We start from the raw sequence: 16,996 nt of genomic DNA on the forward strand, positions 1-16,996 counted from the left end.
ATCATAATTATTTATTCCATCTATTTGAATTCCTTCTTCTTTAATAAAATAGTAAAAGTTTGGAGCCCGATAATCATATTTTCCATTAAATTCTGGTACTAATTCTGTAATATACTTATATTGTGGATTATTGTACTTTTCAAGGTTAAAAGTTATGTATTGTGGCAAATACATAATTTTTAATCCAATATACTTTTCAAGACCAGTCTCAACTAATCCAGATTTCATTACAACTTTATCAAGGCTCCATAAACCATATAAGGTGCTGTTTCCGGTATATTGTTTTAATTCTATTAAATCACTCTTTGTTTTATTATTTGTATTATCAGATATTTCATCTACTGTAGGAGAACAGTTTATTGACTTTAGGTCATTATTATATTGTTTTATTTTAACACTTGCCAAAATCAGTATTGTAATAATAAACAAAGACAATAATGTATAAATCTTTTTATACAATTTAATCCTCCTCTGAATAGCTCTTAATAAATACTTATGTTTACTTTACTCTTCTCGGCGAATTATAATGTTAATTATAAAGTCAACAAAATCTTGAAATTAGTAATTACTTCTTTACTGATTTATTCGCCTAGTATTTCCAGATATTCAGGATGTATTGCATTTTTAATCTCTGCAATAGGAATAGTAACAAAGTTATAGTCAATACCTGCATAGAATGTAATATCCTTATTTTTCTCAATAAACCATTTTGTTTCGGCTGATTTATCCTTAAGTGTTTCAATTATCCATTCTGGAGTATTTGTATGGTATGAATCTCTCTCCTCATCAGAAGTGTATATCCTAAAAGCATCTTTAAACCTATAAAATGAAGGTGTTACAACCCCATTATAATCAGGTTCTGGTGCACCTGGAACACCACTATTTATTAGTCGGTCATCTACCTCCATAAAATCTGTAAGGTAAATCCTTTCACCCGTTTTCATATTAATAGTGATGTAAAAATATCTATGATTCATTCCTGTGACGGTGCTGGACGGATCAATAGATTCAAATGAATACTCAAAACTAGCAATAAATTCGTTAGTAAATCCAATTCGAGTTGAGTACTCATAAATAACATCTGTTTTTTTTAAATCAACAAAATTCTTACCGCCATCAGTTTTAGGCCCTTTTATAGTTTCGTCTTTTAACATAGTATTAATTTTGTTTTGCAACTCTTCACTTTTCATACCTTCAATTTGAGGATATTCTATATATGATGAATTTTGTGAGTAAGATTCTATATAAATTTTGTACTCAGGCTCCTTTGTTAAATTATTATAAACCTCTAAATAATCTCTACTTTTCAGATCTTTTATTGATTTACTCTCTAAATCCTCTTTGCTTATACCTGCCGTTTCATCTGTTGTACAAACTATTTCAGGTTTAGAATTTTCAATATCCTCTTTTGAATTAACAGTACTTGTATGCATCGTTTTTTCTATTAATATATTTTGCTTTAATACCAATAAAGCCGTTATAATAATTAGCAGACAAGATATTAATATTTTAGTAAATTTTGACATTGACTCTCCTTCTAGAAATATTGGGTTATACTTTGTATTTTCGAATTATTTTTTATCATTTTACTGCTTGTTTAATGTGAAATTATTTAGCCACAATTTATATTTATCATCCCTATTTGTTTTTTCAGCTTCTGACATACCACTATTGACGACATTAGTAATAATATCAATGTCTCTCCACACATAATTATCCTTTAATTTATCAGCCTTTTCATTTAAGTTATAACGCTCCCAGTAAAATACACCAGCTTCCCATGGATATGTGGAAGCAACATATTCTGCTCCAAGCTTAATAATCTTCTCATCTTTTATTCCAAGTTCTTGTATCATCCAATTATTAAATTCAGTATAATGATAATCCCAAGTAAGCTGTATTGTACCTCCTCCGCGATAAATATACTTATATTTTCTATTATCATCAAACCATTTTTTCAAATTTGCTCTTGTGGGTTTAGCGGAAAATAAGTATTTAATATTAAGTTTTTTAGTATCCCCTTTGTCTACTGCCTGTTCAATTAATCCTTTTCCATCACTAGTTTCCGCCGAACATTCTGCAAAAAATGCACAAATTCTTTTTTTCGTATTAATATCATATTTTTTAAATAAATTATTTAATTTATCAATATCCCCTTGATTAACATCTCTAAAACGCCTAGTGATTTCTGAATTCATATCATTAATTGGGCTTTGGGTATCAGTCCCTTTTATATTATAACCGCATTGTATTTGGGTCCATCCTAAACTAATCATTTTTTCTAATGAAATAAGTTCTTCTTTTGTATTTACCTTCTGGGGTACTTCTATAACGCTTATTATCCCCCCATATAAGCATGTCAGATAATCTCCTGTAGTGATTGCATCACAATATTCTTTCTTCTCTTCGTCCCATACTCGAAGCTTGCCACTATTAGTTTTACTCCAATTACCATTTAAAAGCGGAATACATTTATGCATTAAAAATGGGAATTTTGAATTTATAGTCGGAATTTCTAGTGGTCTTTCCGGGTATCCTGACGGCGTAGGCTTATTACAGCCACCAAAAGAATAGATATTATGATCTGTTTTACAATCAGAGCATATGCCAATTGGTCCACCCCCAAATTCCATTACCCCGTGATCTTTTAGAAGATCAAATTTAGTTAATTTAGTTCCTCCGCTGCATTTTAAAATGGAACCTCTTTTTACATATTGATTTTCTTTCTGGAATTTCCCATAGAAGGCATAATGTTTTGCCATGATTTCCTTAACTTTTTCTTCATATTCTGCCACATCACCATGAATAGCATCCTGTTTCTTCTTATATTTTTGTATTATATTTCCTTCAATTTCAAACATATAATCTCCGATAAACACGGCTTCATCCGTAACAGTAACTCCATCTTTTACTTTTACTTCTTTACCAGCCATTATATTCCTCTCCTCCTTAGCTCAATATCACCAGATACTATTACAAAATCTCTTCAACTGCCAGGAATATTTTATTAACTATATCCAACCAGTGATCTTTGTCTTTTAACTTACAGCTAAATGTTCCATGTAACACTGTTTTTCTCAAACGAATCAGGTAACATCGGTTATAACTCTGTCCATCCAAATGATATCCTTTATACTCAAACCAACTCATTTCGTTACCCTGCTCTGTATTTGTATCCGTCTGGTTCTTAATTGCAATAGAGGGATTCATGTTTTGCAAGGCATTCTGGAACTGAACACTCATAGACCTGATTTCTTCATCGGCCAGAACCACAGGTAAAGAATTAAAGCAAATATTTACTGTGCTGCTTAAGTCTGTCAAAATAAGCTCAGGAGCATCTAACGAAGGATACTTTGCATTTTTCATATCCTCTGGCATAACTACCATCTGTTCCGGCAGGGGCAATCTTATTCCAAAGTCTTCCAATGTTGTATATGTAAACGTAATCAACTCTTCTCCGGCATACATGCCAGTTTCTAATGATGTATGTTTCTGAAACTCCAGCTTTCTTTTCGCTTCCAACAGCTCTTCATCAAAATATTCCATCGTTTTCTCAATTCCTTTCCGCTACCCCTGACATATATTGAGTTCATCCGCTGTGCTTACAGTTATTCGTTTTGCTTTTAATCTTATCTTACCCTCTGCCACTATTTTCAGCTCCTTTGATGTCTTTATGGTAACAGAATCATCCTCAAGAGTTAGTCTATGTTTTTGACCTCTGCAGACGCTCACCACTTCTTTTGACAAGCTGAGGGAATTTCCACCCTCTATATCCAGAGCTCTGTCTTTATAATATTGTCCCTGATTTTGATTCCCATTTAAACAGTGTATAACAGTTCCGTTCCGCTCAGTCCCACCTAAGAAATACAAAAGTGCTCTTGCTCCCTTTTCTGGCATTGCATAGAGTGCATTTCCCGTTTCAGGGCAATATGGGTGAAAATAATCTCCAGTATTTTTACCATCATCAATATCAAGTGCCAGTTTCACAGTTTCACCCTTAACCTCCTGTACAGTTCCCCAAAGCCCCAGCCCGGCATGATTGTTCTCATAACGGGAACACGGTTGATGGACAGACATATCCTCCAGTACATAGGTGAAAATAAGTTCTCCGCGTTCATAGCGTCCCTGAACTTCTAGAATTGTTGTTTTCTGACCCAAATATGTCATCCGATCACCAATTTTGTAAAAAGTTCTTCCTTCCGCCTCTATAAATATTCCCGTCTTTATGCCAATGGTACACATTTTTACAATACACTGATCTTCCTGAAGTGCTGGAACTTCTTTCCCTTTTCTCATTCCAAACCAGATATTGGGATTTCCAGTTTCTATATCCGGAATAATATAATTTCCCATAGAACTACCAAGGCGTTTTGCAAATTCCCAGGCTGTCTCTTCATACCGTATGACTGGATTTATAATCTCTTTATCATTCTCCCGATCACGTATTACCTGGCCGCCTTCAGTCTGAACCGCCTCTCTAACCACTTCTCCAAAGGTTATGACAGGATTCTGGAATGAAGAGCTTAAAACACGCCTGTCCAACCGGCAGGAGGCGGACAAAGCCTCCAGCTTGATCTGACTTGTCCCTCCCATGTTTTTTATCTCCACTTTCACAATATAACCATGATAAATAATCTGATCGCCTGTACTGTTTTCCATCCATATCTTAATACGGCTATCATAAGACTGTTCTGGATTCCACATGATATTTCTGTCTAAATAACCCTCCAGCTTAAGTGAAGCATGGCAGTCAGGCTTCCATAAATAACAGAATTGTTCCACATGAAGAATAGGAATATTGGTTTCTATCTTTAAATTGTCAGCAAGTTTTATCTCCATTTTTTTCCCTCCTTACAATAAAATCACAGCATGATTTTTGCTCCCTGCATACCAATATCACCACCTAAATTCATTTCCGTATCCCCTTGCTTTAATCGAATTTTCTTTGGAGCACTCATTTCAATGGAAGAATTAGAACTGGTTATGCTGAGACTCCCTCCAGACTTTACAGTCACGGAACTTTCACTTACTATTTCAATACCATTATCATCGGACAGTTCAATATAAGTACCATCATTATTTGTCAATAAAATACGTTCTGGGGATAGCTGTATTTCTTTGCCTTCTTTATTTCTCCAGAATTTACACTCCGGGTGTTTCCTGAGTGATGCGCCACTTTCGTGATACGCGCTGACCACATATGCCTCTTGTTCCTTTGATGTAGGGAAATAAAGTCTTACCGTATCTCCAATCTCCGGCATACAATACCAACCCGTCCCATCTGCGGATGAATATACAGTGGAGAAGGAGTACCAGCATGATCCTGAGTTTTCCATATTTTCATCATCAAATATCTTAATCTGAACCAACTCATTTTTAACCTTCGTTACACTTCCTGATAAGGAAACGCCTGTAATATGGTGATTATTTATCGTCGGTACTTTTAATCCTGATTTGGATTTCATGTAACACGTATGGTATAATTCATTTCCCTTTAAATATGATTCCAGCTTCCAAATGAACATTTGCTTTCCAGCAACCGTTCTTCTTTCCCCTAATTTATGTATTTCACGACTTTCCCATATATAGGACATCGTATCTTCAGGCTGAACAGACAGACCATGATTTTTCTTATACCAATATTCCTGTATATCATATTGTGTCTGGTATTCGCTTGAGGTGTCCTCTGAAACCGCCTCTCTCTCAGGTGTCCCAAAATGATATTTTTCTCCTCTGGTGGAGCAGTCCGCAAAAACCACCGTTTGATTCATTGCAGCAAGCCGTTTTATAAATTCCCAGTCTGTTTCACCATATTGCATGATAAAATGACCGATGCTCTTTCCTTTTCCCTCTGTCATAATTTTGGCGGCGCCATCATACCCCTGGCCACAGATATCCAAAAGACTACTGAATGTAAGATCTTCCTTTTGAAAGCTTCTTATGTGTTCCTGGTAATCCATGAGCTGAGTACCGGAACGCAGACTTAAGCTCACAAAACAGGTTCCATCTTTTATTTCCAGGTTAAGCTGACTGATTACTCCGTAAAACAGAATGGATTCTTCCTCTGCAGATATGGCAACTACCTGTGCCCAAGTCTGGCGCTTTCCTACTTTCATATAGTCTTCTTTTCTGTCAAACGGAATACGGCCTCTTAACTCCGCCTGCGCGTGTTCATTCACTTTCTGGATTGACTCATATTCCAGAATTTGAAGATCTTCAAATGGACGAATAACCAGCTTTTCTTCTCTCATTGTTTTCTCTCCTTCATACTTCTCACTGTACAGTAGTCTTGCAAATTTATATTTCTAATCTAACCTTTTTAATAAATAAGTTATTATTCCATTAGAAGCATAAATAGTTTCATTGTCCTTAATATATAAATAACATAAATCATCAATTCGTATTTGATGTATGTATTTTGTACTTTGGTCCACTTGATAATTATCAGGCAATAAAAAGTATACTATTGAATAATACTCACCTTTAATCCCTAAACTCTTAGCATAATTATAGCCAATTTGTTCCTGATCAGATTGTAAAGCATGCGTATAAGTTTCTGGTCCATATACAAACTGATGCTTATTCCCAGAAAATTCTGCATAATTTTCTTCAAAAGTTATTTCCTCTCCAATTACATTTGTGACATCAGGTCCTTTAAAATTACCATCTTCATCAAACCCAGAATAAGTGGTAGGTAGTGATAAATCCGCTGGTATATAATCAACTATTTTCCATTTTCCATAAAATAGTTGATTATATGAAATTGCATTCCTCAACTCATACGCATCTATTTTTTGATTTTTAGCTGTATTTAATTCGATATAATTCTCTTTTTGATTGTCATATTGTGAGATACCATAACCAGCAAAAATGGATTTCCAGATTATACTATCTTCCCTCATAGTACTCAATAAGTCAGAATAATCCGAAGCGAATCTATAATAATTGTCAATCGGTAAAATTATTATAAATTTATCTTTAGTAAAATAGAAATTATCATCACTATTATCAAAATCATTCTTATGATAATTAAATAATTCATCTAAAGCGGATTGTTCAGCATCTTGGGTATCTGTATCTATACTTTTAAAGTAATTAAAATTTAGTTTATCTTTAAATGTATTGTAAAAGATGTCAGATATTTTTATTTTTTTTCCAGAAATAAGATTAATATTCGTAGAATAAATCCAATTAATGCCATTAGCATTATCCTGTACGTATAGATATCCTTCAAAAATAATGCTAATCACACTATCTGTAACATATATAATATTATAATCTATAGACCAACTGGTGCCTTGTACGATTCCTTGATCATTATTCGAAATACTATTATATGGATTTAATGCAGCTTCTTTAATTAAATCATTAATAATTTTCTGCTTTTTTTTATCTGAAAAATTATGAATCTCAGGATATGAAATATCAATATTAATTTGCTTTGTCTTATCATATTGGCTATATTTTTTTGTTATAAACTCAAAGTCTATGTCTTGTGAATTTTCATTTTTTTTATTTTGCACAACTTTTTTTATTGTATTATTAGTGTAATTAATATATATACCGACAATGCAAATACAAAATAAAAATATAAAAATCAGTACTATAATATACTTATTTTTTTTCATAGCTGGTCTCCATTATTTAATAAATTGTAACAATCTTTTATCGTTTTAATATAAATATTTTAACTACAAAAAATTAAATTATTTTATATTTGGTACAACCTTGTTATAATAAATATCTGCTCTTTTCGAGAAAGAGTTTATATCATATTTATTCACAATTTGAGACAATTTATCAGGATTAACGTCTTTATGACTTGCAACTTCATTTGCATCACTAAGTACACTCCAAAAGTATGCTGCACTTTCCCATGCATACGTACTTGCTATACGTTTAGGACCTTCTGACATAATTAATGGATCATCAACATTTTTATTATTTTTCAAATAATCACTAAATTTCTGATAATTATACTCCCATGTTAAATGTATATATCCAGCACCTATATATGGCCAATATTTCTTCCCTTCCAGATATGACTTTGAACCAATTTCAATCAAACCATCACCATACCCCTTATGATTCCAATCATCTGATTCATGACTAGCTTGCACAATGAAATGCCTTATACTGTTTATGTCCGTAATATCATATTCTTTCAAAACCCTATTTAATTCTTTAACCATTGCAGTGGTAACTACATCTTCTCTCCAACCAATTGCTATAAGTTGCTCGGCAGTAACATATTCTTTAACCAAATCATTATTTTCAGGCACCTCAACTACACTTATAATACCTCCATAAAAACATGTAAGAAAATCACCAGTCGAAATAGCTTCCTCATAACTACCAGTCGATTCATTCCATATTCTAATTCTAGAACTTTTAGTCTTGTTCCAGCTACCATTCAACATAGGGATACATTTTTGCATAGCAGTCTTCTGCTTTGATTTTACGGTTATAACCGGTCTCTCTGGATACCCGGCTGGTGCCGGCATCGCACAGCCTTCAAAGGAATATATATTTTCATTCGCTTTGCAATCACTACAGATTCCTATCGGGCTTCCATCCTTGTGCTTCACACCATGGTCTTTCAAAATATCAAATGCAGTCAATTTGCTTCCTCCACTACACCATAAAACAGATCCGCTTTTAACATATTTACTCTCTTTTTGAAATTGACCATAAAAAGAATAATGCATTGCCATAAGTTCCTTGACCTTTTGCTCGTACCCGGACACATCACCATGACAGGCATCTTTCCATTCCTTATATTTTTTAATAAGATTACCCTGATAATTGAATTTAAAATCCCCTATAAACACGGCTTCACTGGTAACTTTGACTCCTGGTTTAACTTCCTTTTCATTACCCATAATATTTTCCTTCTACTTTCCATTATTACTTTTGCAGTATAATTCCACCTCACATAGACCAAGTCCGGTTATTTCCCGTCGTATAAGACTCTCTGCTATATCCAACGATAAAATAATATGCCTTTTTCCAGAATCCCTTATCCAGAAAAGATTCCTGTTCAAATCAAGCACCTCTTCTTCTGACTCATCATTTCCAGAAATACAAACTCCATCTTTATATTCCTTTTTTCGCATTTGAATATTTGTCGCCTCATCGAGAACCGGCAAATAATACATTTTTGATTCTCTTTTAACCTGGTCTGTCAACAGGACATTGCAAAAAAAACAGCGTTCACGGTATAGATTAATAACATCCTTAAATATTGGAGACACCAACAGAAAAGGAAATAATATAACATCTGTAAATATAGTATTATCTGATTGCTCTATAGCAAATTGCTGTATATTAGGCAATTTGGGAAAACCATCTAAACAGATATCTCTCACATCAAATTTTCCATACCAATTCTTTAATTTGGGAGCATATTTTAACTCCGGCGTATCCTGCATTAAAAAATATTTCATCGCTACCTCCACACCTTAACAATTGTCTGTCATCAAAACAAAACAACCTGATCAAATTCCATTGTCTCCTCCACATCAATAATACCAAAATGATGTTCCCAGAACAGAAACACCTGATAATTGATGGGAAGAAACATATCCTGCAAAAATTCCAGCCGTTCCCGTTCTGCCTCTGTCTCCTTAAGCCCCACATACACCAGTACCTGACGTGCTGCTTCGTTATTGGCATAAACCATGGAATCCGGATACATGTACCGCATAACTTCCCGAAACAAATAGATCGAGCTTCCGCACTGATATAATTTTAAAATCAGTCTCAGCAGCTGCCGAAGCTTTTCCTTTTCAAACTGCTCAGCCACCCTGGCTGCCTGGCTGCCACATACTCCCTCTAACAAATCCCTTAGCAGAAAACGCAGTGCATATTCCTGTTTGGAAAGTCCCTGGCGTAAATCCAGTTGTACCAGGTATTGCATGGCAGCATCAAAAAAGATGTTTCTTGCCGTTTCAAAACCTGTCAGATTGATATCAAACATTTCTGAAAATTCTCTTGAGAATCGGTACAGAGGGTTTATTTCCACCCTCTTTTCTTCCAGTCTCTTGCTGTTAATTGTCTCAAGCGTTACCTCTGTATATGGACTTCCGTTACTCACTGGTATATACCGGACTTCTTCCCGTTTTATCCCTGCCCGGTCTGCAGCAAGCGCGGCTTCCCATGCATAATTCATACCATCACTCCCTCACAGCGGTATTCGCTGATTTCTAATTGAATCTGAGAGATTACAAACCGGACCATGCTGTCATTTAGATAATGGCCAGGTTCCTTTTCCCTGAAATTTAAGAGTAATACCTTTCTGCTTTCCATTGGAAACAGTTCATCTCGTACAAACCAGTTCATACCTTCCTTAGTTGGAAAATCCTTACCATTTGAACAGATTTCATAACCAACCACTTCAATATAATCACGGATATCCAACTCCATGATCCTTCGGAACAGATCTGTTTTCGTCATCAGCTGGGCCCGGCTGTTTTCCGCATACCTTCTGATAAAGGAATCATTTTTATGATTCGATACCAGAGGCTCTATGTAATCCAGAGAGCGTATTGTTTCTTTTTGTATGATATGAAGAGCCTTCCAGTTTTCAAATGTTTCCTTTTCAGATTTAATCACAATCTTATTCTTTTCATGCCGTATTTCCAGGATATCCTCACTGGATTCAATTAAGTATCCGTCTCCTTCTTCTTTGTCCTCCAGCGTGAATTCATGCTCATAATAAATTCCATTAATGCTGGGAACCATGAAGTCTGCGCTGTCAAACTTTACCCACTCCATATTCCAGAGAGGGATCAAATCATAGCAGACAAACTCCTTAAACTCTCCAAAATCAATCTCTATATTTTCAGAAAATTTGGGAATATTTTCTTTTTCCAAATCTTCTATGCAAATAAAAACATCATAAAACTTGTCCAAATATGCTGTGTTGATGGTTTCCCAGGGTATATGATTATCCTGAAATACCTGATATAACCGTTCCATAATATCTCGATAACGTTTTGCGGGTTTTATATAAAACCTGGCTTCCTGGTATCTGCCATTATCATTCAATATGCCGGTAAAGCTTTGAACTCCTTCAAATCTTCTTCTGTTCTGTTCATTTATCTTAAAAAAAACACTCCCGATCCAGACTTGACTATCATCAGAAAGAGATTCTGCCAACTTTTCGATTTCCGTATCTGCTTCATTAACCGGATACAGGGTATTATTAGTCGGATCGTAATGATCCCGGTTTACAATAGTCATAACCGTCTCATATTGGTTCGCTCCGATTTCCAACTCTTCCAAAATGCGTTTTTCCAACTGACAGTACTTGTCCTCCGTACAGCGGATAAGCTTTCCTAATCCCTCAACAAGTACTTTTTTTGCATATTGCCGCTCATCTATATTATCAATTTCTCTAAGCCGTTCCTCTATGTACCTTTCAAAATCAAAGGGATATTCCAAGATGGCTGGTAAATTATTGTCTTTCCAGCGTTCCATGAAATGCCTCCTCCCTTCTCCTGTTTTCTCATTATATTTTCTATATATGTAAACCTATAAAATTTATTGAAAATTATCGAATTTAGTTTATAGCATTGTCTCTTCCTCTCCCTGCTGTTCATTTACCTGATCAAATATGATTTTTCCCTGCTCCCATCTCAATATAAAATCTGTTTTTCCTAAAAATTCTCCCATCATAAAGTCCACCCGCTTTTCTCCTAAAATCTTTTCTCCTTTATCAATTAGAATCTTCTCTAATATTTCAGCAAACATACTTTTGCATTCTTTATAATACTGCTCTGCTAATTGATATGTGATTTCATCCAGTTCATACTCTTTAACACGGCTTTGTTTAGAGAATTCTATCTGAATTTTATTCACTATTGAATACAGACAACCTGAAATCTCAGGAATATCCCATCTCTCCCCACATTCAACATCAGAAATGCAATCCCTTGAATCATATGCATCAAGCCTGTACCACGGCATATGACATAATATACTTGTACGCAGAAATGACAAATAGACATAGTGTAATTCTTGCGTTTCTCCTTTTTTTTGCAATAAATTGTATTTTTCACACAGCAACTCGAGACTTGTCCCTAAAGAGACTTTTGCTCTTGATATCAGAAGTTCTCTTTGGGGGCTCCATATCTCTAAGCTTTCTTTAAAATCCTGTTGAGCCATTTTATGCATTTTAAGGAGAAATTCTGCTTTCATTTTATCTTCTGCTATTAACATTCATTTACCTCTTTAACTTTGAATAATCCGATTCAAATTGTATTTCTTAATATTTCTCCGTAAAAGACTCTCTGCCACATCCAAACGAATTACCACAACATCCGTTAATAATCCTTTTACTTTAAATACCGCACGATCTTCTGGTACCTCTTCTTTTAAAACTAATCTGTTTATATGACTTTTATCCGGACTAACTTCACTTTCTGGCGACAAACAATCAATTTCCGGTAAAACAGGAATATGATAATTCCCATACGCACCTGTTTTATTGTTCAAAATGCAGACAGCTTTAAATGTCATTCCCGGTTCATAAATCTTAAACACATCTTTCACCCTGTCTAATACCATAAACATCTGAGAATCCAATACATCTATAAAATCTATATGATCTTCCGGCTTAGCAAATCCCACATTAATATCGGGTATTTTTGACGCATTACCGATAGATGTATCTGCTCGTCTTAAAATAATCTCATTCAGATTTGTTATAACAGGCGTATGTAAGTATCTTTTATCCTGACTTATCCTGAAGTAATCCATTTGCTTTCTCCCGACTTTTTATAATTGATTACAAACTAACAGCCCATAATATAATGGGATACATGATATATTTCAAAACCAGATTATTAGCTATTCCCCATAGTGCGGAAACGAAAATCATACTCTTTATGGATACCCCTGTATACTCTTTCATTTTTTCTATTTCTTCTTTACCAGCAGCTTCATTACTGTCTTTCCGCCCAAAAGATGTCAGTTCTCTTTTTAACTTTTTCCAATATAACTGATCCGCTATGAACCCCTCAATAAAAAAGAAGATCAGATATACCAGCGCCCCGCCTATTATCATCATGGTTCGCATACCATCCAGATTCATCATCTTTTTGTATCCTATAATTGTTAATAGCGTACTGACAAACGCAGTTACTGACAACTCTAAACCCCAAAACAGTACTCCTTCCCTTAACATTAAACGGTATACAAACCATCTGCTTCCGAAAAAAGCAGCGCTAAAGTTAAATTTCCTGCGCGGCAGATTCATAAACCGTTCTATGTACTCATCCTGATTCTTATCAAGACATATTCGAATGTCTCTTTTTATAAAACCATCTATTTTTTCGTAGTCCGTTTTCCATGTTTCGCCCATATAATACCTCTTTTAATAAAATTTTTACCTTGCGATTCTTTTCCCTAATACAGATTGGATATCTCTGCTTTCAGAGTTAGATACACTTGTAGGAAGTCCTCCTAATACTGCTTGTTCATATACATTTCCTCCACTAGACGGAATACCTGCCGCAACAAAATCAAGTATAACTCCACACGGTATTTCATCTTTCTCTTTCCCAATATTCGTTTTTTTCCCTTGACGCATACAAGATGCAGAACTGTATTGTTCTGCTGAAAAAAACATATCATTTCCACTCATTTCTATAGAATTCTCCGTTCCACTCTGGTTCAATAACATGGAATGCTCTGATGTAACTGTACAGAATCTACCGGAATATATTTTGATATCATCTTTGGCTTTTATATTTATTTCCTCATTTGACTGAATCTCCATGCCTTTATGCCCGCTTAGCAATATTGTGTTGGCTCCTGAATCTCCCTGACCTTCAATCTCTACGCTTCCTGGATCCATACGCAACACCTTATCCTTAAAACTACGAAACTCTTTTACATTGCTATCCGGATACTCCTCTAGCGATTCCCTCTTTCCGTGTATTACACAGCCATGCTCTTCACATCCATCCGGGAAATACACACACTCTCTCGTTCCTGGTTCCGGCATTGAATAAAACACATTTCCTGATTCAGGCATATATGGGAATGGATATGACTGAGTCTCATTAATATCTGTTAGTGCATCCATATCAAACTGCATTTTTATAAATTCCCTGTCTGTTGCCAGTACTGTACCTTCTATTACTACTCCTTTTAGATGGTTGTTCTTTAAGTTAGCAGGACTGTAATAGAGTGCGGGACCAGCTTCATATTCCATCACTAGCATTCCATTTACCAAAGTAATTTTTTTTCGAAAAATCTGTGCCCTGATTCCTTTTCGGATTACCCAGTCACCTAATTCCAAATTTTCTTCATGGCTGAAGTTCCACCGCTCGAAGCAACCACATTCCGGATGTTTAAATCCTCCGTTCTCTGTTTGAAGCATATATAATTTAGTTATTTCGATATTCTGTATAAAATCCAGTTCAAATGGGTTTTGCTCTGTTTTTACTTTCGGTATTCCTAAAAAAACAGTGGATTGAGAATCTGTGTATCCAGACAATACCACCGTTTGAATGCTTCCCCCAATCCGTTTTATAAATTCCCAGTCTGTTTCGTCATACTGTATAATAGGATTCTTGATACCTGTGGTTTTGCAGCCTCCTGCCCGAACTCTTCTACCATCTGATGGAATGCAACTCAATAACTGTCCATATGTCATACAAATATCCTGAAAAATTCTTTTATGAGGTTGCAAATCAAACAAGAGACTTTCCGTACTACACTCAATTTCTAAATACCGTAAATTTCTGTCTGTGCCAAATTCAAGTTTTGTAATCATACCGTAGAATAGTACTTCTCCATGAATGGTTTTTACCGTTATATTCTTCCATATCAAAGTATTGGTTTGGCAACGCTTAAAAGCTTCTTGTGTTAGTATTCCAGATGCTTTCATTCTGCCATGCTCGTTTGCCTGGATTTTAATATCCAGGCTGAGAATTGATTCAAACTCCAAACTGCCTGAAATTTCAATCTGTGTCTGTTCCATACAATCTCCTCCTAATGTACTGGTTGATTTGAGATAAGGTCCTCATACCTTCTGCTGCCTTTTCTAAATAACTCTCCGCACTGTCAAACTGCTTCTGCTTTTTATACAAATCTGCAAGATCTTTATAAATAATTGCACTATCCTCACTATTTTCACCATACAAATCATTTGTAATATTTAATGCCTTCTTAAGATAATTATCTGACGTTTCATAATCTTCCATATTCAAATATATATTACTAAAATCGCTATAAACTTCACTTAATTCAGAAGATTTATTTCCATATAATTTAATGGCTATGATTTCTGCTTTTTTTCCATAATCTAAAGCAGTCTCCAAACTCCCTTTTTCAATTGAACATTCAATACCTATTAAATATGTATAATTATCAAAGCTCAATTCATCGTCTGAAATTTTTTCACTAATAGATAATGATTTTTCAAAATATTCTTTCGCCTTATAATACTCATTTAATTGCCTATAACATCTTCCTATAGTATTATTTAAAGCCTTCATTTGGCTATCATCATGATAGTTCATGGTAGAATAAATCTCTTCTACTTTTAAATAATTATTAAGAGCACTATAATAATTGCCTTCATCATACTCTTTTTCTGCTGAATTAATATAAGAATTTGCCGTCGAATGACCAGAAGGCACTTCTATTACAATTTTACCTTTTTCTTTCCACATCCATACAACATAATACATATAATACTTATCAAAACTATCCTTTTTCTAATATCCATTCCAGCTCCTTCAAAGTATACTTTCACATTTGTATTTTCTTCAACATCATCTCCATTATTTTCTTTCAATGTAGTCATTGCAGCTGGAGTAGAATACCAAACCCCATTATTAATTTTTTCCTGTATACCATTCTCCTTACTGCACCATTTGGCTCGAGATAAGATCCTCATACCACATCTCAAATCCAGTTGATTTATCACCATCATAGTTATAGTCATAATAAATCTTCAATCCATCTTTAATACTTAAAACCAGAGTACTGGTTAACTCAGATTTAACAGGAAGATCTTCACAAATTTTATGAGCAAGTAGCATTTCCTGTTTACTACTTTCATAACTTTTAATATTATATAAAGCTCCTGCTTTCCAATAATGATATTTAGCTAAATCGAAATCAACTTTCCCCCATATTTCATAAACCTCTAGACACTTATTATAATAGTCAAGTGCATTCTCGTACTTTTCATTTTCCCAATATATATTTCCAAAATCGCTATAAACAACTGCTAACCAATAATAATTTTTATATTTTTTTAATATTTCTTCTGCTTTATTTAAATATCCTTCTGCTTCGTAGTATTCCCCCTGTTTTCGATATATATCAGCCATTTTTTCATATATTACTGCACTGTTTTCATTATCCTGTCCGTATAATTGATCCATAATAATTATTGCCTTTTGTAAATATTTATTGGCTTGATCAAATTCTCCCATATTACAATATACTTTTCCAATATTGCTATAAACTTCTCCCATTTCAGAAGATTTATCTCCATATAAATCAAGTGCCGTTTTTTCTGCTTTTTTTCCATATTCCAAAGCCAATTCAAGATTTCCATCATCAATTGAATAATTTATTTTTAATAAATTAAAATAATTTTCAAAATTCAATTTATCATCTAATAATTTCTCGCTAATAGGTAAGGATTTTTCAAAATAGTCTTTTGCCTTATGATATGCGCTAAGCTGTACATAACATCTTCCTATCATACTGTATATTCCAGCTAGCTCGTTATTGTTGGTATGACTTTCGGAATTTAGAAAAATTTTTTCTACTTCTAAATAATCTGTAAGTGCACTATTATAATCCTTTTTTTCAAATGCTATCCCAGCAGAGTTGATATAAGAATTTGCCATTGAATTGCCAGCAGGTACATCTATGACAATCTTTCCTTTTTCCTTTTGTTGACAGCTACACAGCAAAATACATAGTACTAATATTAATATACTACTTTTTTTAATATTCATTTTCT

The 16,996-nt window shown here is 34.3% G+C and carries 18 protein-coding genes; all 18 read right to left on the reverse strand.

Annotation, left to right across the window (positions count from 1 at the left end):
* A partial coding sequence (locus RZO55_RS11905) for a hypothetical protein (RefSeq protein ID WP_318064505.1) occupies positions 1-459 on the reverse strand: 459 nt, incomplete at its 3' end.
* Positions 460-581: 122 nt separating this feature from the next.
* Complete coding sequence (locus RZO55_RS11910) at positions 582-1,526, reverse strand: hypothetical protein (protein ID WP_318064506.1); 945 nt, start codon at positions 1,524-1,526, stop codon at positions 582-584.
* Positions 1,527-1,586: 60 nt separating this feature from the next.
* A complete protein-coding gene (locus tag RZO55_RS11915; protein ID WP_318064507.1) occupies positions 1,587-2,933 on the reverse strand; it encodes a PAAR-like protein in 1,347 nt (448 codons plus the stop codon).
* Between the two features lie 40 nt (positions 2,934-2,973).
* Positions 2,974-3,546, reverse strand: coding sequence for a hypothetical protein (locus RZO55_RS11920; protein ID WP_318064508.1), 573 nt, complete (start codon positions 3,544-3,546; stop codon positions 2,974-2,976).
* A 21-nt stretch (positions 3,547-3,567) separates the two neighbouring features.
* Entirely contained in the window at positions 3,568-4,839 is a 1,272-nt protein-coding gene (locus tag RZO55_RS11925; protein WP_318064509.1) for a hypothetical protein, read from the reverse strand.
* Positions 4,840-4,862: 23 nt separating this feature from the next.
* Entirely contained in the window at positions 4,863-6,251 is a 1,389-nt protein-coding gene (locus RZO55_RS11930; protein WP_318064510.1) for a phage baseplate assembly protein V, read from the reverse strand.
* 54 nt (positions 6,252-6,305) lie between these two features.
* The gene (locus tag RZO55_RS11935) at positions 6,306-7,628 is read right to left on the reverse strand and encodes a PdaC/SigV domain-containing protein (protein ID WP_318064511.1); all 1,323 of its coding nucleotides are present in this window, start codon (positions 7,626-7,628) and stop codon (positions 6,306-6,308) included.
* A 78-nt stretch (positions 7,629-7,706) separates the two neighbouring features.
* Positions 7,707-8,882, reverse strand: coding sequence for a PAAR-like protein (locus tag RZO55_RS11940; protein ID WP_318064512.1), 1,176 nt, complete (start codon positions 8,880-8,882; stop codon positions 7,707-7,709).
* Positions 8,883-8,894: 12 nt separating this feature from the next.
* Complete coding sequence (locus RZO55_RS11945; protein ID WP_318064513.1) at positions 8,895-9,446, reverse strand: hypothetical protein; 552 nt, start codon at positions 9,444-9,446, stop codon at positions 8,895-8,897.
* Between the two features lie 32 nt (positions 9,447-9,478).
* Positions 9,479-10,171, reverse strand: coding sequence for a hypothetical protein (locus RZO55_RS11950; RefSeq protein WP_318064514.1), 693 nt, complete (start codon positions 10,169-10,171; stop codon positions 9,479-9,481).
* Positions 10,168-11,481 carry a hypothetical protein gene (locus RZO55_RS11955; protein WP_318064515.1) on the reverse strand — a complete coding sequence of 438 codons (1,314 nt, stop codon included), beginning with the start codon at positions 11,479-11,481 and terminating at the stop codon, positions 10,168-10,170. Before RZO55_RS11955 ends, RZO55_RS11950 begins: the two co-directional genes overlap by 4 nt.
* Before the next feature lie 87 nt (positions 11,482-11,568).
* Positions 11,569-12,222 (reverse strand): hypothetical protein, encoded by a 654-nt coding sequence (locus tag RZO55_RS11960; RefSeq protein ID WP_318064516.1) that lies wholly within the window; start codon positions 12,220-12,222, stop codon positions 11,569-11,571.
* 12 nt (positions 12,223-12,234) lie between these two features.
* Positions 12,235-12,762, reverse strand: coding sequence for a hypothetical protein (locus tag RZO55_RS11965; RefSeq protein WP_318064517.1), 528 nt, complete (start codon positions 12,760-12,762; stop codon positions 12,235-12,237).
* Positions 12,763-12,790: 28 nt separating this feature from the next.
* Positions 12,791-13,366, reverse strand: a complete 576-nt coding sequence (locus RZO55_RS11970) for a DUF2628 domain-containing protein (RefSeq protein ID WP_318064518.1) — start codon at positions 13,364-13,366, stop codon at positions 12,791-12,793.
* Between the two features lie 24 nt (positions 13,367-13,390).
* Positions 13,391-14,992, reverse strand: coding sequence for a hypothetical protein (locus tag RZO55_RS11975; RefSeq protein ID WP_318064519.1), 1,602 nt, complete (start codon positions 14,990-14,992; stop codon positions 13,391-13,393).
* Positions 14,973-15,686, reverse strand: a complete 714-nt coding sequence (locus RZO55_RS11980) for a tetratricopeptide repeat protein (protein WP_318064520.1) — start codon at positions 15,684-15,686, stop codon at positions 14,973-14,975. Before RZO55_RS11980 ends, RZO55_RS11975 begins: the two co-directional genes overlap by 20 nt.
* Positions 15,659-15,913 carry a hypothetical protein gene (locus RZO55_RS11985; RefSeq protein ID WP_318064521.1) on the reverse strand — a complete coding sequence of 85 codons (255 nt, stop codon included), beginning with the start codon at positions 15,911-15,913 and terminating at the stop codon, positions 15,659-15,661. Before RZO55_RS11985 ends, RZO55_RS11980 begins: the two co-directional genes overlap by 28 nt.
* Positions 15,879-16,991, reverse strand: coding sequence for a tetratricopeptide repeat protein (locus tag RZO55_RS11990; RefSeq protein ID WP_318064522.1), 1,113 nt, complete (start codon positions 16,989-16,991; stop codon positions 15,879-15,881). The genes RZO55_RS11985 and RZO55_RS11990 overlap by 35 nt, the downstream gene beginning before the upstream one ends.
* Between the last annotated feature and the right edge of the window lie 5 nt (positions 16,992-16,996).

This window comes from Clostridium boliviensis (assembly GCF_033342255.1).
Classification (GTDB): Bacteria; Bacillota; Clostridia; order Lachnospirales; family Lachnospiraceae; genus Lacrimispora; species Lacrimispora boliviensis.